The 23559-nt window shown below is 30.1% G+C and carries 20 protein-coding genes and 1 riboswitch; of the genes, 1 reads left to right on the top strand and 19 read right to left on the bottom strand.

The window, feature by feature from the left end:
- Positions 1-85 precede the first annotated feature (85 nt).
- From EK368_RS01615 to rph, 3 genes are read right to left on the bottom strand one after another with little or no spacing between them, the layout of a single operon-like run.
- The gene (locus tag EK368_RS01615) at positions 86-556 is read right to left on the bottom strand and encodes a metallophosphoesterase (protein ID WP_129595985.1); all 471 of its coding nucleotides are present in this window, start codon (positions 554-556) and stop codon (positions 86-88) included.
- A gap of 12 nt (positions 557-568) precedes the next feature.
- Positions 569-1165 carry an XTP/dITP diphosphatase gene (locus EK368_RS01610; RefSeq protein WP_129595984.1) on the bottom strand — a complete coding sequence of 199 codons (597 nt, stop codon included), beginning with the start codon at positions 1163-1165 and terminating at the stop codon, positions 569-571.
- A 4-nt stretch (positions 1166-1169) separates the two neighbouring features.
- Positions 1170-1928 (bottom strand): ribonuclease PH, encoded by a 759-nt coding sequence (gene rph / locus EK368_RS01605; protein ID WP_243109331.1) that lies wholly within the window; start codon positions 1926-1928, stop codon positions 1170-1172.
- Positions 1929-2096: 168 nt separating this feature from the next.
- Between rph and EK368_RS01600 the strand changes: the two genes are divergently transcribed.
- On the top strand, positions 2097-2771 hold the full coding sequence (locus EK368_RS01600; RefSeq protein WP_129595982.1) for an endonuclease/exonuclease/phosphatase family protein: 675 nt from the start codon (positions 2097-2099) through the stop codon (positions 2769-2771).
- 24 nt (positions 2772-2795) lie between these two features.
- On the opposite strand, the gene EK368_RS01595 is transcribed toward EK368_RS01600, so the two are convergent.
- The 16 genes from EK368_RS01595 to EK368_RS01520 all read right to left on the bottom strand — a co-directional run bounded on the left by EK368_RS01595 (position 2796) and on the right by EK368_RS01520 (position 23258).
- Entirely contained in the window at positions 2796-3821 is a 1026-nt protein-coding gene (locus EK368_RS01595) for a GerMN domain-containing protein (RefSeq protein ID WP_129595981.1), read from the bottom strand.
- A gap of 79 nt (positions 3822-3900) precedes the next feature.
- Entirely contained in the window at positions 3901-4422 is a 522-nt protein-coding gene (locus EK368_RS01590) for a DUF2179 domain-containing protein (RefSeq protein WP_129595980.1), read from the bottom strand.
- Between the two features lie 146 nt (positions 4423-4568).
- The gene (locus EK368_RS01585) at positions 4569-5636 is read right to left on the bottom strand and encodes an N-acetylmuramoyl-L-alanine amidase (protein WP_165000282.1); all 1068 of its coding nucleotides are present in this window, start codon (positions 5634-5636) and stop codon (positions 4569-4571) included.
- A gap of 170 nt (positions 5637-5806) precedes the next feature.
- Positions 5807-6391: a hypothetical protein gene (locus EK368_RS01580; RefSeq protein WP_129595978.1), complete on the bottom strand. Its 585-nt coding sequence runs from the start codon at positions 6389-6391 to the stop codon at positions 5807-5809.
- Positions 6392-6706: 315 nt separating this feature from the next.
- Positions 6707-8824, bottom strand: a complete 2118-nt coding sequence (locus EK368_RS01575; RefSeq protein ID WP_165000281.1) for an N-acetylmuramoyl-L-alanine amidase — start codon at positions 8822-8824, stop codon at positions 6707-6709.
- 215 nt (positions 8825-9039) lie between these two features.
- Complete coding sequence (locus tag EK368_RS01570; protein WP_341472765.1) at positions 9040-10422, bottom strand: hypothetical protein; 1383 nt, start codon at positions 10420-10422, stop codon at positions 9040-9042.
- Positions 10423-10513: 91 nt separating this feature from the next.
- Positions 10514-11926 carry an Asp-tRNA(Asn)/Glu-tRNA(Gln) amidotransferase subunit GatB gene (gatB, locus tag EK368_RS01565; RefSeq protein WP_129595976.1) on the bottom strand — a complete coding sequence of 471 codons (1413 nt, stop codon included), beginning with the start codon at positions 11924-11926 and terminating at the stop codon, positions 10514-10516.
- Positions 11927-11929: 3 nt separating this feature from the next.
- Complete coding sequence (gene gatA, locus EK368_RS01560; protein WP_129595975.1) at positions 11930-13342, bottom strand: Asp-tRNA(Asn)/Glu-tRNA(Gln) amidotransferase subunit GatA; 1413 nt, start codon at positions 13340-13342, stop codon at positions 11930-11932.
- Between the two features lie 11 nt (positions 13343-13353).
- Positions 13354-13626, bottom strand: coding sequence for an Asp-tRNA(Asn)/Glu-tRNA(Gln) amidotransferase subunit GatC (gene gatC, locus EK368_RS01555; RefSeq protein ID WP_165000280.1), 273 nt, complete (start codon positions 13624-13626; stop codon positions 13354-13356).
- 44 nt (positions 13627-13670) lie between these two features.
- Complete coding sequence (gene ligA, locus EK368_RS01550) at positions 13671-15662, bottom strand: NAD-dependent DNA ligase LigA (protein WP_129595973.1); 1992 nt, start codon at positions 15660-15662, stop codon at positions 13671-13673.
- Between the two features lie 13 nt (positions 15663-15675).
- A complete protein-coding gene (gene pcrA / locus EK368_RS01545) occupies positions 15676-17856 on the bottom strand; it encodes a DNA helicase PcrA (RefSeq protein ID WP_129595972.1) in 2181 nt (726 codons plus the stop codon).
- 206 nt (positions 17857-18062) lie between these two features.
- Positions 18063-18815 (bottom strand): hypothetical protein, encoded by a 753-nt coding sequence (locus EK368_RS01540; RefSeq protein WP_129595971.1) that lies wholly within the window; start codon positions 18813-18815, stop codon positions 18063-18065.
- Positions 18816-18849: 34 nt separating this feature from the next.
- The gene (locus tag EK368_RS01535) at positions 18850-20289 is read right to left on the bottom strand and encodes a sodium:solute symporter family protein (RefSeq protein ID WP_243109332.1); all 1440 of its coding nucleotides are present in this window, start codon (positions 20287-20289) and stop codon (positions 18850-18852) included.
- 321 nt (positions 20290-20610) lie between these two features.
- Positions 20611-21519, bottom strand: coding sequence for a UV DNA damage repair endonuclease UvsE (gene uvsE, locus EK368_RS01530; protein WP_129595969.1), 909 nt, complete (start codon positions 21517-21519; stop codon positions 20611-20613).
- 242 nt (positions 21520-21761) lie between these two features.
- Entirely contained in the window at positions 21762-22667 is a 906-nt protein-coding gene (locus EK368_RS01525; protein ID WP_129595968.1) for a DnaJ C-terminal domain-containing protein, read from the bottom strand.
- Between the two features lie 288 nt (positions 22668-22955).
- Positions 22956-23258, bottom strand: coding sequence for a YerC/YecD family TrpR-related protein (locus tag EK368_RS01520; protein ID WP_129595967.1), 303 nt, complete (start codon positions 23256-23258; stop codon positions 22956-22958).
- Between the two features lie 159 nt (positions 23259-23417).
- Positions 23418-23524: riboswitch (SAM riboswitch) on the top strand.
- The last annotated feature ends 35 nt before the right edge of the window (positions 23525-23559 follow it).

Genomic DNA, 23559 nt, shown 5'->3' with positions numbered 1-23559 from the left:
CGTTTCTATATATTTTCCAAATTTGAAAATTTAGTGACGTTTTTTATGACTTTGTCTATAAGCCCAAAAGGAGCATTTGCTCCTTTTACTTTACTTCTATAATTTGTCCATGTATTTCTTCATCTATTTCTATAATTCCATAGGAACTATTTTGTCCTCCTCTTGGAAGACTTATACTTCCTGGATTCATAATAAATACATCATCTATTTGGTCTATAATAGGAGAATGAGTATGTCCAAATAAAACTACATTACATCCTAATTCTAATGCCTTGTAGTAAATTCTATTTAAATTCATTTTTACCCCATATTCATGACCATGAGTAATAAATAATCTATGATCTTCTAGTTCTAAGACCATCTCAGATTCTTCATCTTCTCTATCACAATTTCCTTTCACTGCTATCATCTCTACTTCTGTAGACTCTTCTATATCTAGGGCATCTTTATAATGATCTCCTAAATGAATACAAAGATCCACATCTTCTATCTCTTTTATAACATCAATAGCTAAGTCTATCATTCCATGAGTATCGCTTATCACTACAACTTTCAAGTAATATTCCTCCTATAATAATCCCTTTAATTCCTTTTTTAATTTCTTTAGTGCATTTGCTCTATGGCTAATTTTATTTTTAAAATCAGAATCTATTTCTGCAAAGGTTTTATTATACTCAGGTACAATAAATAATGGATCATACCCAAATCCATTTTCCCCTTTTTCTTCAAAACCTATTACTCCAGAACATTCTCCTCTGACACTTAATTTTTCCCCATCAGGAAATGCTACAGAAATAACAGATACAAATCTTGCACTTCTTTTATGTAATTCAATGCCTTTTAGCATATCTAAAAGCTTTGTATTGTTTTTCTCATCCGTAGCCCCTTCTCCTGAAAATCTTGCTGAATATACTCCAGGCCTATTGTCTATAGCTTCTACTTCAAGTCCTGAATCATCCGCAATGGCGATTGCATTTGTTCTTTTCATTACCTCTACTGCCTTTTTCATAGAATTTTCTTCAAAAGTATGTCCATCTTCTACAATCTCTAAATCTTTGAGTCCTACTTGATCCATACTATAAATCTCTAGTGGAAAATCTTTTAAAATATCTTTAATTTCTTCTAATTTATGCTTATTTTGAGATGCAATCACTACTTTATTCATAATTTTACTCCTCCATATTTTTATCTATACCTATCAAATTCCCTATTTCTCCCAATATCTCTTTTTGCATACAAATCAGTTCTTCATTCCCCTTCTCTGCAAGCTCTAAAAGTCTCATAAGCTCTTGTCTTGTAAAAGGAGCTTCTTCTCCTGTTCCTTGTATCTCTATAAACTCTTTTTGATCTGTCATGATGACATTCATATCCACTTTTGCATTTGAATCTTCTTCATAACAAAGATCTAATACTGGTGTGTCCTCTACTATTCCCACGCTTATAGCTGCCACATAATTTTTAATTGGAAATGTTTTGATTTCTTTTTTTTCATAAAGTTTATGTAATCCTTGCACCAAAGCAATAAAAGCTCCTGTTATAGATGCAGTTCTAGTTCCTCCGTCAGCTTGAATCACATCACAATCAATCCATATTGTTTTTTCTCCCAATGCATCTAAATCTACTACACTGCGTAATGCTCTTCCAATCAATCTTTGAATTTCTTGAGTTCTTCCATCTACTTTTCCTCTACTAGATTCTCTAATCTTCCTTGTTTGAGTAGACCTTGGTAGCATTCCATACTCTGCTGTAACCCAGCCTTTTCCACTTCCTTTTAAAAAGGGAGGTACTTTTTCTTCTATAGATGCTGTACAAATAACCTTTGTATTTCCCATTTCTATTAAAACAGAACCTTCTGGATATGCCAAATAATCTTTAGATATAGTAACTTTTCTTAGTTGATCTTCTTTTCTTTTATTTAATCTTAACAATACTTTCATCTCCTTTTATTGATCATTCTATTTAGTTATTGTATCACCTTTTTTATTTTATCATACTATCTTTACCAATTCACTCTATATAGCATATACTACTCATATAGGTATTTTTTTAATACATAGGAAGACAATATACAGTTTTTTTAGATTGGATGTGTATGTATGGAAAAAGATAGATATATATTTAAAATTCTTACCTATAATATTCATAGTGGTAAAGATTTATTTATGATTCCAAAGCTTAGTCAACTCATGTACTTTCTCAAAAATGAAAAATTTCATATCATGGCTTTACAAGAGATTAATGAAAATAATAAAAGAGGATATCAAGTAAGTACTATTTATAAAAATTTTTTGTGTGATCATGCCTTTGCTCCTAATGTTAAAATAGGAGATGGATATTACGGAGTTGCCACTTTTAGTTTTTTAGAATTTTTAAAGAAAAAGCATATTCCTCTTCCTAGTAAAAAAGAGCAAAGAGGAATGCTCCATACCCTTTTAAAAATTGGAAACAAAAAACTAAATATTCTAAACGTTCACTTAGGACTTAATGAAAAAGAAAGAGAAAAACAATTTTCATATATTGAAAAATATATAAAAACTCTTGATGAACCTTTCATATTGTTAGGAGATTTTAATACTTCTAATCCAAAATTTAATGTTCCTATGATAGATGCAGCTACAAAATTTCACAAAGAATATCAATCTACTCTTATGCCTTTAAACAAAAGAATCGATTATATCTTTTTATCTCCTTCCATAGAGTTAATAGATTATAATGTAGTTCCTGTTAAATTTTCTGATCATTATCCTGTTTATGCTGAAATTTTAATATGAATAAACCAGTGGATCTCCACTGGTTTACTCATATTGATTTGCAAATGTAGGTACTATAATAGGTTCTTCTGTTTTACTTTCTCCAATCCTTAACTCTTTTCCATTAACACAAAGCTTTACCCCTGCAATACTTGGATATTGTTCTTTTAATGTCAATCCAAAGGTTTTAGCCATACTTGCTGCTGCTTGGTCGTTTTCTATTATATCTAATACTTCTTCCGTAAGATTTATAGTTGCTATACTTTCATTAAGATCTACTCCTATAATTTGTGTTCCTTTTGGAATCTCAGTATATAGTCCTATTCCTTCTGGTGGCCCTTCTACTAGTGCATCTAGTGCATCTAATACATTTACAGGTGTTGCATCTTCTTTTTTAATAGATTTTGTTACAGGAACAAAATAAGATGATAATCCATTTGCTGTTCCCTCATAATATACTACTACCTTTTGATCATTATTCTCCTTGCTAACATAATTAATATTGTCTCTTGTCATTGCATTTGCTATATTTGTTCCAAAGGTAAGCCCACTTAAAACTTTTCCATTTACTCTAAGTTGTACCTGATCAATTGTCGGAAACTCTGTTAATGTATATACTACTGATTTTATTAAGCTTTCTTCTTCTTCTTTGCTAACATAATTTAAAAATTCTGTAGTAAAATCCACTTTACATAATCCATCTTTAATCGTCATTCCTCTAATTTGAGTATTTGAAGGAATTACTGGCTGTAATCCTATTTCTTTTACATCCTCTCTATTGCCAGGTGTATCAATCATAGAATTTAAAGCCATTTTTGCAATTCCTCTATCTTGTGTCCATGGAATTTTTCTCATAACAGGAATTAAAAATCCTTTATCATCTTTATAATAAAGTACCGTATCTCTTAAAGCAGTTTCTTCTTCTGAATCTTCATTGCTTTCAATGATATTTGAAGCTAACTCTTCATTACTGAATAATCCTTTTACCATTTTGAAAGGATTTGTAAACACAGTAACACCTATTATTATACACAATAGTAAAAATACCCCTGCTACTTTACGTATTCTCATTCATGTCCCTCCTAACCAATATCTTTGTAAAATTATATTAGTTAAGCATGAACACTATGTCTAAAACCTTAAATTTGTATTATTTTCTTTTCATTCTTTTTAAATATCCTCCTTGAATATTCTTTGTATCCATAATTGTTACAAAGGCACCTTTATCAAATTCATTTAATATTTCATTTAATTTTGGAAGCATGGTTCTTTGTAATGCAATGTTTAAAATATTTTTAATACCTTCTCTTCCATAACCTTGAATAACTGTCACTCCAAATCCTTCTTTTCTTAATATTTCCAAAAGCTCATCTTCATCTGCTTTGGTAATAATTTGAGCTGTTACATGTCCAATAGCCATCTTTTGTTCTAAAAAGATTCCTACCATCTGACCTGTACCAAATCCTAATGCATAAGCAATCAAATTTCCTACATTGTCTAATTGTCCCATGATTTTAGTAAGAATCGTAATATAAATAAAAGTCTCTAACACCCCTAAAGCAGCTGCTTGAAATTTTTTTCCTCTCACCATCAAAATCGTTCTTACTACAGAAATAGATACATCTACAATTCTTGCACAAAATATAATCAAATATCCTAAAATAAACTCCATGACATTTCCCTCCTGTAGAAATATTGTGATCTATTTTCATTATATATCCTTTTTGCTTATTTACAAAACTTTTTTATTGACTATTTAGAAAATTCTACACAAATAATAAAGATGCGAATTTGCATCTTTTATTATTTTTATACTATCTATTGATTTAAATACCTTGTAATCCCATTTAACATGGCTTGTGCTGCTCTTTGTCTATATTCTTGTGTACTAACTTTGAGTACTTCTTCAGGGTTAGATAAAAAAGCAATCTCGCACAAAACTGCTGGCATCTTTGTGTCTCTAATGACTACTAAGTTTGGTCTATCTACAATACGCATATCTTTAGCATCCAGTCCTTTTACTAATTCTTCTTGCATAATCTTTGCAAAAACTTTATTATCTCTAGGATCATTGTCTACATAAAGAGTTTGTACACCACTTACTTTTGGATCATCAAACCAATTGTAGTGTACACTTACAAATAGATCTGCATTTACAATATTTGCAGCATTAGCCCTATCAGAAAGTCCTACAGTAATATCATCACTTCTTGTCATATATGTATCATATCCTACTTCTTGTAGAAGTTTTTCTAATCTTTTTGCTGTATCTAATGCTAAATCTTTTTCATATTGTAGAGGATTTTCACTATGAGTTCCAGGGGCTTTTCCTCCATGTCCTGGATCTACCACTATCATTTTCTTCCCTGTATTATTTTTTGTAGGAAAAATAATATTATTATTTTCTTTTTCATAATGTAATTGTTTTACAGGTTTTTGACTCGTATAAATAATGATATCTTTTCCTTCTTGATCAATACATACATTTTCAGCACTTTCCACAGAATCTAAATAAAGTACAATACGAACTACTTTATCTTGTTTTTCATAGTTTTGATTAGATGCAAATTCAGTCATTTTTATTTTTTCAATTCCTAATTGAGAAATATGCATTTCTTTTTGATTCATTTTTAATGATGCATTGAGCACATCTACTACGATTCGATTTCCTATATCCATTCTATTATAAGTAGGAGTTTCCTCTGTTTGTATGACTACTGCATCTACAAGATTTATTTTTTCTATCTTAATATTATGAACCTTATTGACTGTCTCTACTTTTTGATTTTTTACTTGCATACTACTCTTCATCTCTTCCCCAAATGCTATAGATCCCATAGATAAGAATATCGTGAATGTAAATAAAAATAATAATACTTTTTTCATCTTATGTCCCCCTATTTTAATCATATTCCTCCTCTTATCCCAAATTAAAACAGTATTGTTTTATTTTAGACAATCCTTCTACATATACAGTTATATCACTTGCTCAAATCTCTCGTCAATATACTTATTAAATTGTAACCAATATGTAATAAGTATTGTTTAATATAAATTTATCCACAAAAAGTATTTTTCCATTCTTTTATAGTCATCATTTTATGATCTGATACGATGTATTCAATCTCAATATCTTTAGGCTCAATAGAATGTAGAATAAGTACTTCTGCGTCATATCCTTTTGTTTTATCTTTTCTGGCTTTCAAATTTTCTTCAAAGCTTAAAGAAGTCTCCCAATATTTTTTTAATAATTTCTTTCCTTCATTTTGAATATATTTTTTACACCCTTCGAAATCTTTTATATGCTGTAGCACAAAAGGTTCATAAAACTCATTGGCATAATTTTCATTGGCTACCCAACATTTTTTAGGATTTACTTGAATAGATAAAACTGCACTATGAGAATGAAAATAATGATTCTTAGAATAATTCATGCTTGCAAAAATAGATTTATTTCTAATTACCCATTTAGGAATATATTCTGGCTTTTCATTGTCAATGATTTCATGAAAACCATCATATTTGGTTTGATAAGTAATTTTGTCATCAAAATGAATTCCTCTTTGTAATACTCTTTTTAAATCTATCAAACTAATAATATGATACAAAACTTTTGTATTTGTATAGTCCTCAAAAAACATATTCTTCCTCCTTTATTCTTATTCTTGTTTATGATATGATTTTTTAAATTTTTTATACAGATATACATTTTTTTCAAGGTATATCTATCTTATATATTCTCATACTATCTTTAAGAGGTGATCAGTAAAATGATTAACATCAATTGTTCTCTTCCTTGTTTTTTTCAAAATGATGGTAAATGCAATCTTACTCATGTTATTTCGTTATCTTCTACTCCCCATCCTAGTTGTGTGTATTTTACCCCTCAAAATACATACAATCATATTTCTATACAAAATAAGACTAAGCCTACGGCCTAGTCTTATTTTGTACATTTATCTTACCTCATTTAAATATCTTTCAATTCCATTTAACATTGCTTGAGCAGCTCTTTGTCTGTATTCTGGCATACTTGATTTTAAAGCTTCTTGTGGATTTGATACAAATGCAATCTCGCATAATACTGCTGGCATTTTTGTATCTCTAATCACCACTAAATTTGGCCTATGCACAATCAATCTATCTGGTGCATTTAGTCCCTTTACAAGTTCTTGTTGCATAATCGTTGCAAAGGGTTTGTTGTTTCTTGGATCATTATCTACATAAAGAGTTTGTACTCCGCTTATATCTGGATTTGGATGAGAGTTATAGTGAATACTTACAAATAAATCTGCATTTAAACGATTTGCAACACCAGGTCTCTCCTTAAGTTCTATAAATGTATCATCGCTTCTTGTCATATGAGTATCATAACCTGCCATTTGTAAAAGTTGTTCTAATCTCTTTGCTGTATCTAATGCTAAGTCTTTTTCATATTGTAGAGGACTTTTACTATGTGTTCCAGGATCTTTTCCTCCATGACCTGCATCAATAACAATCAATTTTTTTCCTGTACTAGGCAGTGGAGTAATTGCCGTATTCGTAAATCTTATTTTAATTTCATCTGTTGTTTTTGAACTTTCTACTTTGTATTCTGTTTTTTCTTTCATTTTGATACTTAATAAATACGAATCCTTTTGCCCTTCTATCTTAATAGTTTGAATCATACGATCCTCTAATGTAAGAAGGGTGTTTTTTAGTTCTACTTTATCCTTTGGCACTATTACGTATAATTCATTTTTATTTAAATCATGGTCTATATCATATTTTACTTCATCATTTAAAGAAAGTTGAAGGAGTGATTGACTATTATTTATTTTTTCATAATTCATTGTATCTATAGGCTTTTGACTTGTATAGATAATAATATCCTTTCCTTCTTGGTCTATAAAGACATTTTCAGGACTTTGCATATTATTTAAATCTATTACAATCCTAACAATTCGATCATCTTTTTCATAATTTTGATCTGGTTCAAATTCAGCTACTCTGATTTTTTGAATTCCTACTTGTGAAATGGGAACTTCACTTTTATTAAACTTCAATGATGCATTTAATACATCTACCACCACTCTATTTCCTAAGTTCATTCTATTATAGGTAGGCTTCTCTTCTGTTTGGATCACTATAGCATCTACAAGATTTCTTTTTTCTACCTTTATGTTATTAACACTATTTACAAAATCTACTTTGATAGCCTTTTGCTCTTTATCATAAGACACATGATATCCTTTTGTCATAGCTAAATCTATCACAATACGACTTACATTTTTAGGCGCTGGTTCAAATAAAGATCCTCTTATTGTCATAATTCCATCTTTATTTATAGTTTTTCTAATAAGTCCATCATTATCTATCATAGATGGATCATTGATCTTAAAAGTAGTGTTTGGAATATCTAAAACCAATCGATCACAGCTTCCATACTTACTTCCCTCTAAATAGCTTGTTTTAAATTCTACCTCTTTAGTAGTTTTAATAAGTATTTGAGGTCTTTTTGAATTTTCATATGTAATATCAGTAATATCTTCTGTTGGAGTAATAGGTTGTATAGGTTCTACAGGTTTTATAGCTTCAATGGTAACAGTAGCACTTTCTTGATTCCAACCTATATCCATTCCCAATTGTTCAGCAATAAATCTTAAAGGAACCATGGTTCTATAGTTTTCTTTATATCCTAATAATTTTGCAGGAACTTGATCTGGAAGAGAAACAGATTTTCCATTTACTAAAGCCTTATCACTATCTATTTTTAAAACAATAGTTTTTTGATCTGCAATAATCGTAGCTTCCTTTTTCTCTTGGTTCCACTTAATTTCTGCTCCTAAATTTTCAACGATAAACTTAATAGGTACCAAAGTTCTACTTTTCCAATTTATAGTATATAAGAGAGCAGGTACATCTGTATGAACAACCTCTCCCGACATTACTAAATTTACACTATGTACTTTTTGACTTTTTCCTGTTATCCCATCTATTACTTGTATGCTATTTTTTGCCTCTTGTCCAAAAGCTGTAGATACTATAGAAAACATCATTGTAAATATAATCAAAAATAATAATCCTTTTTTCATCACTTGTCCCCCTAATTTTAATAGCATTCCTCCTTTTGCCAAAAATAAAAATAATTTTGTATTATTTTCGACAATCTTTCTCTACTTACAGTTATATCACTTAGTTAAAAGCTTCGTCAATGTACTTTATTGAATTGTAACTCAGATGTAACAATGGATAAAAATTCTGTTTTCATATAACAGTAAAACTAAGCCTTCGGCTTAGTTTTAGATTGCTATATAATAAATATAGCTACTATGGTTGTTACAATGAATCCAATCATGACAGGGAAGAAATTCCTTCTTGCCAAATCTATAGGCATGACTCTACAGATAGCTGCTGCAGGAATAAGTCCCCAAGGAACAATCGTTCCTCCTCCAACCCATATAGCTCCAATCTGACCTAATGCTGCAAGCTTTGGTATACTTGCACCTACTGCTGTTCCAAAGACTTTTGCTAAAGATCCTGCTAAAGACATTCCTGAAAACCCTGAACCATCTAACCCTGTAATAGCTCCTACAACCATCTCCATACTAGCTGCCATGGGACGATTCATAGGAGCAACAGCTGCTAGTGCGCTTCCCATATCAGATAATATTCCTTGAGAGCCTATAGGAAGAACTCCTTCTCCTAAAACAGCCTCAAGAGGGGATACTTCTCCCATATAGAAAAAAGCTGCAATAGGAATAATTGGTCCAAATATTTCCATTCCAAATACAAATCCTTCTTTTATATATTTTGTAATTTGATCTAAAGCTTCTCCTTTATAAGTTATACCACAAATAATCATAAGTAATAGAATAGATGTTCCTCCAATTAATGCTGTTGCATCTGATCCTTTAATTTCAAATAAAAACATAGCTATAACATCTAATAAAAATCCAATTGATACTAAAATTGCAGATATTTTAGCAGTCGCCCTTATCTTCTTTTTTGCTTCTGTATGAAATTCATCCATATTTGTATTTGATATTTTTCCTTTTTTCATATCTCTTTTTAAAAGAATAAATGCAGTCGTAATAGTCACAATACCCATTACCCAAAAAAGAGGAGTTCCTTCTGTAATAACTGATTCGACAGGTACTCCTGCTGCTGTTGCGGTAATAGTAGGTGCCCCTTGAATCACATAATCTGTAGATAAGGAAAGTCCATGTCCAAATAAGTTAATAGCCATAGCTACTCCTATAGCTGGAAGTCCTACTTTAAGTGCAACAGGAAGCATTACAGCTCCTACTAAGGCTGTTGCTGGTGAAGGCCAAAAAAACCATGATATCAAAAGCATCGTTATTCCTATAAACCAAAAGGCTATATCTGGTGTTTTGATAAACTTTGTAAAAGGTTTTACCATCAATTGATTGGCACCAATTTCTTCTAATACTTTAGACATGGCAACAATACATGAAATCACTAATATAATTCCAAGTAGCTCTATCCCTGCCACAATAAAACTATCAAATATTGCTTTTGTAGCTCCTAAAACAGTTTTTTTAGCTGCAAATCCTATAAAAAATATTCCTAATACACAGGGAATAATTGTATCTTTTCTCATTAACATAATTCCTAATACAACAAGTACCATCACTACATAAATCCAATGAATAAGAGTAAGTTCAATCAATAAAAAAACCTCCTTTTATGGTTTATATTCATAATATTCATAAAAGAAGGTGTAAGTTACAAAATTCCTATGTTCTTATACCATATTCTCATTAAATCATCTTGTTTAGATATTGATTTACAAGCTTTGGATTTGCTTTCCCTCTAGATTCTTTCATCACTTGTCCTACTAAAAAACCTAATGCTTTATCTTTTCCATTTTTATAATCTTCAATAGACTGAGGATTTTCATTGATTACTTTTTGTATCATTTCTTTGATACTATTTTCATCAGATATTTGTATTAGTCCTTTATTTTCTATAATGTTTCTTGGTGTTTCTCCAGAAATGCACATCTTTTTAAAAATTTTTTTCCCTATATGATTGCTAATCATTCCTTTCTGTATGAATGTAAGAAGCTCTCCTAAATCCTTTGGTTTAATTTTTATATCTTCTATAGTGATATTTTTTTCTTTTAATACTCTATAAACTTCTGTCATTATAAAATTGCTTACAAGCTTAAAATCAGAAAAATATTTCACTACTTCTTCAAAAAAATCAGCTATTTTTCTTGAAGAAGTAAGTACTTTCGCATCATAATCTGGAAGATGATAATCTTTTATAAAACGACTTTTTTTATCCTTTGGAAGCTCTGGAATATTTTTTTTCATACCCTCTATCCAATCTTTATCTATATGAATCATAACTAAATCTGGATCTTTAAAATATCTATAATCTTGTACATATTCTTTGCTTCTCATAGGAATAGTCATGTTTTTGTGCTCATCCCATCTTCTCGTTTCTTTTTTTGTATTTTCACCTTTTTCTAAAAGAGAAATATGTCTTTTTTCTTCATACTCAATAGCTTTTGCAACTGCTTTAAATGAATTTAAATTTTTAAGCTCTACAATATTAGTTTTTACCATATCGCTTGATACTACATTAATATTTACATCACACCTTAGCGATCCTTCTTCCATTTTGCAATCTGAAACTTCTATATATTCAAGGATACTTTTTAAATTCTCCAAAAATAGATAAGCTTCTTTTGAAGAATTCATATGAGGTTTTGTAACAATCTCAATTAAAGGTAATCCACATCTATTATAATCCACTAATGAATAATCTTTCTCGTGAATGGATTTGCCTGCATCCTCTTCTATATGAATTCTTTGAATCCCAATTTTTTTTACTTTTTTATCTTTTTCTATTTCTATATACCCATCTTTACACAAAGGATCTTCATATTGAGAAATTTGATAAGCCTTTGGTAAATCTGGATAAAAATAATTTTTCCGATCCATAAAAGACTTTTTTGTAATTTCACAATTCATTGCAATTCCTGATTGGATAGCAAACTCTATAACCTTTTTATTCAAAACTGGCAATGATCCTGGAAGACCTAAACATACTGGACAACACTGAGTATTCGCTTCTTTTCCAAACTGAGTAGAGCAACTACAAAATATTTTAGAATTTGTCAAAAGCTCTGCATGAATTTCAAGTCCTATAAGTATTTGATACATACATTACCTCCAATTAGGCCTTTTCTTATGGTAATCATGAATTTGTTCAAAAGCATAGGAAATATTTAAAATTGTCTTTTCATCAAATGCTTTTCCCATAATTTGAAGCCCTACAAATAAATTTTCTCTGCATCCACAAGGAATAGAAATAGCAGGAATTCCTGCTAAATTTGCAGCTACTGTATACGTATCTTGTATATATTTATCTATTATATTTTTTCTTTGCCCTATTTTAAATGGAAGTGTTGGAGATGTAGGACAAATCATTGCATCAAACCTTTTAAAGGCTTCATCAAAATCTTTTTTTATTAAAGTTCTTACCTTTAATGCTCTTTCATAATATTCCTCATAAGAATCTGCTGTTAGAAAAAATGTTCCCAATAAAATTTTTCTTTTTACTTCCTCTCCGAAGCCCTGTGATCTTGTAGATGTAAATAAATCATTTAATAAATCTTTTGATCTTCTCACTCCATAACGAATTCCATCAAATCTTGACAAATTAGAACTGCATTCACTAGAAGATATAATTTCATAAGTAGGTAGTGAATATTTTACATGAGGAATGGATACTTCTTCTACTATGGCTCCTAAACTTTCAAGCTTTTTACATGCATCAAAAAAAGATTTTTTTACATATGCATCCATACTTTCATTCATATATTCTTTTATGATTCCTATTTTTATTCCTTTTATATCTTTTCTTAATTCTTTTGTATAATCTATTTTTCGGTATTTAAAAGAAGTACTATCTTTCCTATCGTATCCTGCTATATGATTTAGCACAATGGCACAATCCTCTACATCCTTTGTAATTGGTCCTATTTGATCTAATGACGATGCATAAGCAATTAGTCCATATCTAGATACCAGTCCATAGGTAGGTTTTAGTCCTACAAGTCCACAAAATGCTGATGGTTGACGAATAGACCCACCCGTATCTGATCCTAAAGAAAAATAAGCTTGAGAAGATGCTATAGATGCTGCTGATCCTCCACTAGACCCTCCAGGAACATAATCTAAATTCCATGGATTTTTAGTAATATGAAAGCTAGAATTTTCAGTAGAAGAACCCATTCCAAATTCGTCCATATTTGTTTTCCCTACTAAAATGCATCCATTTTCATAAAGCTTATCTACAACTGTCGCATCATAAGGAGGAATAAAATTTTTAAGTATTTTAGATGCACAAGTAGTAGAAATATTCTTTGTACAAATATTATCCTTAATAGACATAGAAATTCCTGAAAGTTCTCCATCATTCATATGGAATTTTTTATTAACATAAAGATAAGCTCCTATATGATAATCTATATCTTTGATTCTATCTACAGTGGTCTGTAAAACCTCTTGTTTGCTCACTTCTTTTTTTCTGATTTTTTCTAACACTTCATGTATTGTCAAATGATAAAGTTCCATAACCACCTCTCCTATTCCATCATCTTTGGTACTTGAAAATAACCATTATTTTTTTCAGGCGCATTTTTTAAAACCTCATCTTGTTTCATAGAAGGCAGTATTTTGTCTTCTCTATATACATTTTTTATATGTAAAATATGATAAGTAGGAGCAACTTTATCTACATTCACTTCTTTTAATTTATCTACAAAATCAATCGTTCTATTAAAGTCATCTATCATTTTTTCTTTTTCATATTCACTTAATTTAATCTTAGAAAGAGCAGCAATATCATCTATATTCACACTTATTCTCCTTTCTCATAAAATAAAACCAGCAAAAGCTGGTTTTATTTTATCATTTCTTCAAATTCATCTTCATCAATTACTTTTACCCCTAGCTCATTTGCCTTTTCAAGCTTAGACCCAGCTTCACTTCCAGCTAAAACATAATCTGTTTTTTTACTTACACTTCCTGTAACTTTTCCCCCTAACTTTTCTATAATTTCCTTTGCTTCATTTCTTTTATATTTTTGTAGAGTTCCTGTCAGTACAAATGTCTTCTTTTCAAATTTTTTCTCAACCTCTGTATCATCATCTTTGTAGTTTTCCATATTTACACCAGCTTTTTTAAGCTTTTCAATGATCTCAATATTACGATCTTCCTTTAAAAAAGCTACAATACTTTCTGCCATTTTATGTCCAATTTCAGGAATTACTACAATTTCTTCATAGCTTGCCTTCATTAAATTGTCCATACTCATAAATGCATCTGAAAGCAAAGATGCTGCTCTTATTCCTACGAGCTTTATTCCTAGCCCAAATATCACTCTATAAAGATCATTTTTTTTAGATTTTTCTATAGCATCTAATAGATTTTTAACAGATTTTTCTCCCATTCTCTCTAAATGAATCAGCTCTTCTTTTTTTAGATTATACAAATCTGCTGCATCTTCTATTAGATTATTTTCTAAAAGAACTGTAACAATAGACTCTCCTAGTCCATCAATATTCATAGCATCTCTTGATACAAAATGAATCAGTCCTCGTCTTAGTTGAGCAGGACAAGCCCCATTGACACATCTTGTCACCGCTTCTCCTTCTAGTCTTATAGTTTCTTCATGACAGGAAGGACAAATTTTAGGCATTTCAAAAGGAACTTCCTCTCCTGTTCGGTCTTCTATAATAACTTTAACAACCTCTGGAATCACGTCCCCTGCCTTTTGAATCATTACATAATCTCCAATACGAATATCCTTTTCTTTGATATAATCCTCATTATGCAAAGTTGCACGACTAATAACTGATCCTGCTACTCTTACAGAAGTAAGCTCTGCTGTAGGGGTAAGCGCTCCTGTTCTTCCTACTTGAACAGTAATATCTTCAATTTTCGTCTTTTGTTGTTCTGCTGGAAACTTATATGCAATAGCCCATCTAGGGCTTTTTGATTTAAATCCTAGTTCTTCCCTTTGTCTTAGATCATTGACTTTTATCACAAGTCCATCAATATCAAAGGGTAGGCTACTTCTTTTTTCTTTCCACATTTCACAGGCCTTTACTACTTCCTCTATATTTTTATACACTTTATACATAGAAGTTTTAAAACCTAGTTTTTTTAAATATTCAAATCCCTCATCATGCTTTAAAATTTCATTATTCTCCATGATTTGTATATTAAATACAAATATATCTAGTCCTCTTTGGGCAGTCACCTTGGAATCTAGCTGTCTTAAAGAGCCAGCTGCTGCATTTCTTGGATTTGCAAAAATAGTCTCCCCTTTTTCTTCTTGTTTTTGATTTATTTTTACAAACTTTTCCCGGGGAATAAAAACTTCTCCTCTTACTTCTATATCTATATCTTCGTTTAATTGAAGTGGAATAGATTTTACTGTTTTTAAATTATTTGTAATATCTTCTCCTATAATGCCATCTCCACGAGTAGCTCCTTGAACAAATTTTCCTCTTTCATATTTTAAGGATACAGACAATCCGTCAATTTTAGGCTCTACTACATACTCCACATCTTTCATGATAGCTTTTTTTACTCTTTGATCGAAATCAATCAAATCTTTTGAGTCATATGAATTATCCAGACTAAGCATAGGTACTGTATGTCTTACTTGTTCAAATGAGGATAGTGCTTCTCCTCCTACTCGTTTTGTAGGAGAATCCTCCATAACGAACTCAGGAAATTTTTCTTCTAACTTGATAAGTTCATTCATCATCATGTCATATTCATAATCTGTAATAGTAGGCTGATCTAGTACATAATAATTATAGTTATGTTCATTTAAGTTTTGTATCAAATCATATATTTTTTTATATGCTTCATCTTTGTGCATAAAGTTCACCTCATTATATAAGTGTAATAGGAGCAAACTCCATAATCAGTTTTTTTATTCCTGCATTATCAAATGCAATAGTAAGTTCTGTTTGATCTGATTTTTTACTAACAGATATAATTGTACCTACTCCAAATTTCCCATGATTGATCTTACTCCCTGGTTTAGCTTCTCCTGTACTCCCTTGGGGCTTTGGCTCTGTCTTTAAAGTAGCTCCTCTATAAATTCCCTTAGATGGAGCAAATGTTCTTTGATCTTGTTTTTTTATTTCTTCTCGATCCATATCTATTAAATTTTCTGCAATTTCTTCAATAAATCTAGACATTGGGTTATAGTTGGTTCTTCCATATAAAGTTCTCATTTTAGCATGAGTTAAAAAAAGTGTCTCCTCTGCTCTTGTAATCCCCACATAGCAAAGCCTTCTTTCTTCTTCTAAATCATTTTCATCAGTTTTTGCTCTTCCTATAGGAAATATTCCTTCCTCCATGCCTACTAAAAATACAATAGGAAATTCAAGTCCCTTTGCACTATGAAGAGTCATCAAAACTACTGTATTTTCTTCATCTTCCATTTTATCTAAATCAGAAACTAGTGAAATATTAGATAAAAATTCTTCTAATGTCTTTTCCTCACTATTTCGATCAAAATCTATGGCTACAGATAAGAATTCTTGTAAGTTTTCCATTCTTCCTTGTGCTTCTACAGTTCCTTCTTTTTTAAGTTCTTCTAAATAACCTGATTCTTCTAGTATTTTACCAATTAATTCTTCTATGCTTAATTCTTCCTTTAATTGACCATATCTACTAATCAAAAGTACAAAATCTTTGATTCCTGCTAAAATTCTTTTTGAAAAGCCTTCCATCATTTCATCGTCTAATAATACACTAAATAGACTTTCTCCTGTTTGATTTGCCTTTTCTTGAAGTTTCTCTATCGTTCGATCTCCTATTCCTCTTTTCGGTACATTGATGACTCTTTTCAAGCTCACATCGTCTACAGGGTTTTGAATAAGTCTTAAATAGGCAATCATATCCTTGATTTCTTTTCGATCATAGAATTTTAATCCCCCATATATACGATAAGGAATAGAAGCTTTCATAAGCATATCTTCTATGACACGAGATTGAGCATTTGTTCTATACAAAATAGAAAAATCACAATAATTTTTTTCTTCCCTATCCATCAGATCTTTAATTTGTTTCACGATAAACTGTGCTTCATCCTGTTCTGTCATAGCTCTATAATATTTTAATTTCTCACCTGACTCTTGAGATGTCCACAATACTTTATTTTTCCTACCTCTATTGTTTTTTATAACACTATTTGCAGCATCTAATATATTTTGAGTAGAACGATAATTTTGTTCTAACTTGATTACCATAGCATTTTTAAATTCATCTTCAAAATTTAATATATTTCTTATATCTGCCCCTCTCCAGCTATAAATAGACTGGTCATCATCTCCTACAACACAAAGATTTTGATGAATTTTTGCAAGCATAGAAACTAATTTGTATTGAAGTTGATTGGTGTCCTGATACTCATCCACCATAATATATTGAAATTTATGTTGATAATAAGAAAGGGTTACTGGATCTTTTTCAAATAATTCTACTGCTTTAAAAATCAAATCATCAAAATCTAGAGCATTATTCTTTTTTAATTTTTTTTGATAAAGCTCATAGATTTGTCCTATTTTTTCCATTTGAAAATCTCCTGCATATAACTTTCTAAAACGATTAGGATTCTCCATTCTGTCTTTTGCCTCACTGATTCTACCTTGAACCATTGGTAATGGATAATTTTTATCATTCACATTTAATTCCTTATAACATTCCTTTAAAACTACCTTTTGATCTGTTGTATCATAAATGACAAAATCACTAGTATATCCAACTTTTTCAATATCTCTTCTTAAAATCCTTACACAAGCTGCATGAAAAGTACTTACCCATATATGTGCAGGTTCTTTTAACAAGCTTTCTACTCTATATTTCATTTCCTTTGCCGCTTTATTTGTAAAAGTAATAGCTAATATATTTCCTGGATGCACCCCTATTTCTTCAATCAAATAAGCAATTCTATGAGTTAACACCCTAGTTTTTCCAGATCCTGCTCCTGCTAATATAAGTAGTGGCCCCTCTGTTTTTAAAACTGCCTCTCTTTGTGGAGGATTTAACATGGATAGATCCATACTCTTGCTCCTTTCCTTTGTATATTTTTCTTAATTTTTTTATCTATGTGTAGCTTGTTTATTACTATTTTTAAAACTTCAATAAAACATAGTATATCATATTTTTTTATCTTTCTGTAGAGGAAGTCGAACGTTTGTTTTGTATTAAAATATATTTCTTCTATAACTTTCTATACATTGAAAAAGAGTGATTTTTTATCACTCTTTTATTCCTCTTTGTTGAATTCCCAAGAAAAATTATAATATCCTTTTGTATGGATTCCCTTTGCAATCAACTTATATATTCTATTTTTTTCTATGCTAATAGTCGTAACTCCGCTTTTGTTTGTTTTAAATATTTCTATAGGCTCTCCATTATATTCATATACCCCTAGTGTTAGCTCACCTTTTTTTACCTTTGAATCATAGTGAATTTCTAAAACTCCATTCTCTCCAAACCATATTTCTTTTATTTCTTTTCCTATAAAATCTTTGTATTCATCTTTAAAATAGTTTTCTGCTTTAACCACTCCAAATTCTATAGCCTCTTCAGATTTTATTTTTTCTTTATCAACCATATAAATAGCAGCAACCAATATAGTGATCATGATCCATACGCTAATCACTTTATAAAACAAATTTTTATTCATCGTACTATTTTCATTTGATATATTTATGATAGAATCTTCTATTGAAGATTTATTTTCTTTAGGAAAATACTGTTTGATTGTTCTTATGATCAAATAAGTCATAAATCCTATATATTTAGGAACAAATATAACAATGGCAATCCATAAAAATTTATGCATACTATACTTTGGGGCATCTTCATATACATAAAAAATTACAAAAATGAAGAAAGTTAATTTAGCCCATACTATTATAGTATTGATCACCATTACAGAATTAGCTATAGTAGAAAAGTTGTTCATATTGAGTATTGCTTGCATCAATGTCTGCAAAACATCTTGAATTTCCATAAATAATCACCTCTTGATTATTTGAACCATCATTCTATTCATTACATTCTATCTTTTCCTGTCTTGCTAAATTAGGAAAAGGTGTAGGATTTTCTTCTTTATAGGTAGCATAAGTTATTACAATTAAAGCAACTCCACATAATATTGATCCTGGAAGAGCAGCCCCTAATCCAAAAGGTGATCCTCCTACTTTCCATACAATACTCGTTGTAAAACCTGTAATAATCCCTGCTGTAATACCTTCTTTTGTAGCTTTTTTCCAGTACAGTGCAGCAAAACACGGAAGTCCTAAAGCAGCTGCATAAAATGTCCACGCAAACATCAGAGCTTCATACGCCTGTCTAATATAAAGAGCAATAATTAATGCCCCAAATCCTAATAAAACAGTCACTACTCTTGAATAAAATAACTCTTTTTCATCTTCAATATTTGGCCATAAAGGTTTTAATAGATCTCCTAAAATGGTTTGCACTGAAATGAGTAGATAAGTATCTGCTGAAGACATTAAAACCGAAAATAAGGCAGCCATAGTTAGCCCTCTAATTCCTATTGGTAATAATTCCATAACTAATGCTGGAATAGCTGCATCTGCTGTACCATAATCATTGACTACATTAGGAAGTAATATATAAGCACTTAGCCCTATAATAAATGTTATACTAATTGTATAAGCATATACTGTATTTCCTAAGAACATTCCTCTTTTGGCATCTTTGGCACTTTTAGCTGCAAACGCTCTTTGCCACATCTCTGCTCCTGCTAATGTAAATACCAAATTAGTAAAAATCCAACCTACAATCTCAGCAGATGGTTTGATAGAAAGCATTTGTTTAGGAACTAATTGAATCATCGTATCAAATCCGCCTATTTTAGTTAAGGCGATAGTAGGTAATAAAATATACATAAAAGTAATTAAAATAATAAATTGTGCCACATCTGTATAAACAACACCAAACAATCCAGAAACAGCTGTATACGCAACAAATATGATTACAGCTATCCAAGCTCCTGCTTCATATGAAAAACCACCTATTGTTTTAATCAGTGTAGCTGTTGCTGTAATTTGTGTTCCTACCGTAGCCATCATTGTAAATGCTATTAAAAAAGCCGTAATATATTTTACCTTTATCCCAAATCTATATTCCATCAAATCAGGTATGGAAGAAATATTATTCAAAACTCCAACTTCTTGTATTCTCCCTGAAATTGCAGAAAAAACATACATCCCTACAAGATAAGGAAGTCCAAGCATAATAGCAACTGCCCCTTGACTATAAGTAACCCCTCCACGTCCAATCATGGCCCCCCCACCAATGATTGAAGCACATACCGTTGACATAATAACAAAACTATTTAAACTTCTTCCTGCCAAATAGTAATCTGTAGTTTTTTGTACTTTTTTCTTAAAATAAAAACCAATCCATACCATACTTATTAGATATAGTCCAATCAATATTACATCAATAATCATCATTTTTCCCAAAATCATTCCCCCTTTTAAGATTTTTCTGCTTTTACTAAATATTTCTATATATCTTACTTATATCCTTCATTTTTTATTTAAATATGAGTCTTTTTTATTTATAAACAAATACAATTGCTATAAATATTTTATTTTTTTCATCTAATTTCCACCTTTATTCTATCTACTATTAGCAAGTTACAGAATTGTACAACTTGCAAAAAATACTACATTGAAATAGCTAAGCTACTCCCATTTTGTGATATATATACAATATCAGCATGGTGGAACTACACAATTGAAATCTTATTTTTTAAGATGGTTTCCATATACTTATCTCATATCCATAAAAAATTTTTCTTTTATTTGAAGTACAGCTCTTTCTTTTTCTTTGGCTTCTACCATTAAGTCTATATCTATATCTATATCTTTTATTAACTGATTAAATTTTAAAAAATCACTTTCTAAAATATAATCTGCATGACGCCTATCTATAGTTCCTTCTCTTCCACTACTAATATGCATTTTAGGAATCAAATTTGTATTTTTCCATGTATCTACAATTTCATCTATAGGTATATATGGATCTTCTTGATTACAATGATGATGATGAATATCTAATACAATAGGAATCTTTATTTTTTCATGAACTTTTAAAACATCTTGGATCGTATAAGACTTATCATCATTTTCAAGTCTTAATGTTTTTTTCAATTCTTCATCTAAATCTTTATAATTTTTTATAAATCTATCTGTAGAACCTTCTTTGTCCCCATAAACTCCGCCTGTATGGATAATTAGATCAGTCCCTCCCATTTTTGTTAAAACCTCTTGATGATATCTTAAATGAATAATACTATTATGTACCACGTCTTCTTTTTTACTATTTAAAACAGTAAATTGATCTGGATGCATAGAAAGACGAATATTTTCTTTTGTAACGATGTTTTTGATTTCATGGAGCTCTTTTAAGATATCCTCATCATATTGCCATCTCCAAGAAAAATCTTTTAATAAATCTTTATGAGTCACCAGTGGCAAAATGGTGCTTGTAACTCTATACATATAAATATCATGTTCTACATTCCATTTCAAAATATCTTTTGTTAAGGTTGCATTATTCATCATTGCTTTTTTTAAATAATCTATGCCATATTTATAAACAGATGAAAGTCTACATTCTTTAAAACCTCTAGGTTTAAGATGCGTATTAATACAAGCATACCCTATGTTTTTTATCATATTCTCACTTCTTTTCTATAAAAATTCCCTTATTTTTATACATCATAATATATTTTACAATCAATAAACATATTATATTTCATTTCTAAGCTCAATACTCTTTACTTCTATTTTTACATCTATTTTGATATTACATACCCTTCTTCCAGTAATTATTCATAACAAAACTTTACTATAATGAATAAAGCCTATTAATAGATGTTTTTTCTATTAATAGACTTATTTTATTGATATTGCAATTTCTAATTTCTTGGTTGAAATTGAGAAACTTCTCTTAATTTCTCATACAATTGTATCTCTTCATTTGTTAAAGTAGGTGGGTTTATAATACGTGTTTTTATATATAAATCTCCTGCTTCTCCTTTTAAATCTTTATATCCTTTTTTAGAAATTTTTATTTTTCCATCTGGTTGCATATTAGCAGGAACCTTTACCTTTACTTTTCCTGTAAGAGTAGGTACAATCACCTCTACCCCAAAAGCTGCCTCCCATGGTGTAAGATCAAGAACTGTGTATAAGTCTAATCCTTTTAATTCAAAATCTTTAGACTCTACTATATTTACTTTTAAATATAAGTCTCCTCCATTTTTTCCTTGTCCTTTTAACTTAATTTTCTTTCCAGGTAAAATTCCTGAAGGAATTTTTACAGAAACACTTTTTTTCTGTGAACCCATCTTTATAGAAATATTCTTTGTAATTCCTTGATAAGCATCTTTTAGTGTAATATCTATTTTCGTTTCAACATCTTGTCCCTTTGGTGAACAACCTCTACAACCTCCTTGACTAAATCCACCAAATAAATCTTGCATATGAACATTTCCACTTCCAAAAATAGTATTAAAAAAATCACTAAAATCTCCTCTATTACTAGATGAATATCCTCCAAACCCAAACTGAGATGGATCAAAATTAGATCCATGCTCAAAATTATATCCACTTGCGAATTGATCATATTTTTTTCTTTTTTCTTCATCTCCTAATACTTCATAAGCTTCATTGATAGATTTAAATCTTTCCTCTGCTTCTTTATTGTTTGGATTTGCATCTGGATGATATTTTTTAGCAAGCTTTCTATAAGCACTTTTTATTTCTCCTTGTGATGATCCTTTCTTTACTCCTAGTATTTGATAATAATCTTTATACTGCATATTCATCCTCCTAAAACTATATTCTAAGCTACTATCTATAATAGATCTTTTATTATAAAGATTGACCTTCTTTGTTTTTAATATAGATAAAGTATATACAAAAATCAATATTTTATCAAAAAATTCGCATATTCCTATCGGAATTGCTCATAGCGCCAACGAAATTCTTTCATTTTATTCAGAATTTCCGTTGCTTAAAATTAGATGAACATCTAACTTTCTAAAATTATCTACAATTTGTCCATTTATATAAATTTCTAAAGAGCAAAAAAGTAATCTCTCATAAGATTACTTTTTTTGCTCTTTTAATCGATCTAATATAATATTGTATCCATCCGCTCCATAAGTAAGACATCTATTAATTCGGCTAATAGTTGCCGTACTGGCTCCTGTAGATTCCTCAATTTCATTATATGTCTTTTTTTCCCTTAATAATTTTGCAACCTTTAACCTTTGACCTAAAGTTTGTATTTCTTTAATTGTACATATATCTTCAAAAAATCTATAACACTCTTCTTCATTTTCTAGTAAAAGTATAGCTTCAAATAGTTCGTCTATAAAATTACTTTTTAGTTTTGACTCATAACTCAATTTTATCACCTCAAACTTCTTATTTTTATAGTTATATTCTATATATACCCCCTATATCCTTTTTCATTTAAAATATTTTTTTTAAAAAGTATTGACATTATTCTAAAAACTTATTATACTGGGTAGTAATCAAAGGCTACAATTAAATAAAACGGATATCTCTTATCCAGAGAGGTGGAGGGACTGGCCCTATGAAACCCGGCAACCGGCTTATATATAAGCAACGGTGCCAATTCCTACGATATATTTATATCGATAGATGAGAGAAAGGATACTGTTTAGTACCTCTTTCTCCTGAAAG

The sequence above is a fragment of the Anaerophilus nitritigenes genome, assembly GCF_004138215.1.
Taxonomy (GTDB): Bacteria; Bacillota; Clostridia; order Peptostreptococcales; family Thermotaleaceae; genus Anaerophilus; species Anaerophilus nitritogenes.
This window is presented reverse-complemented; position numbering and strand designations above follow the sequence as displayed.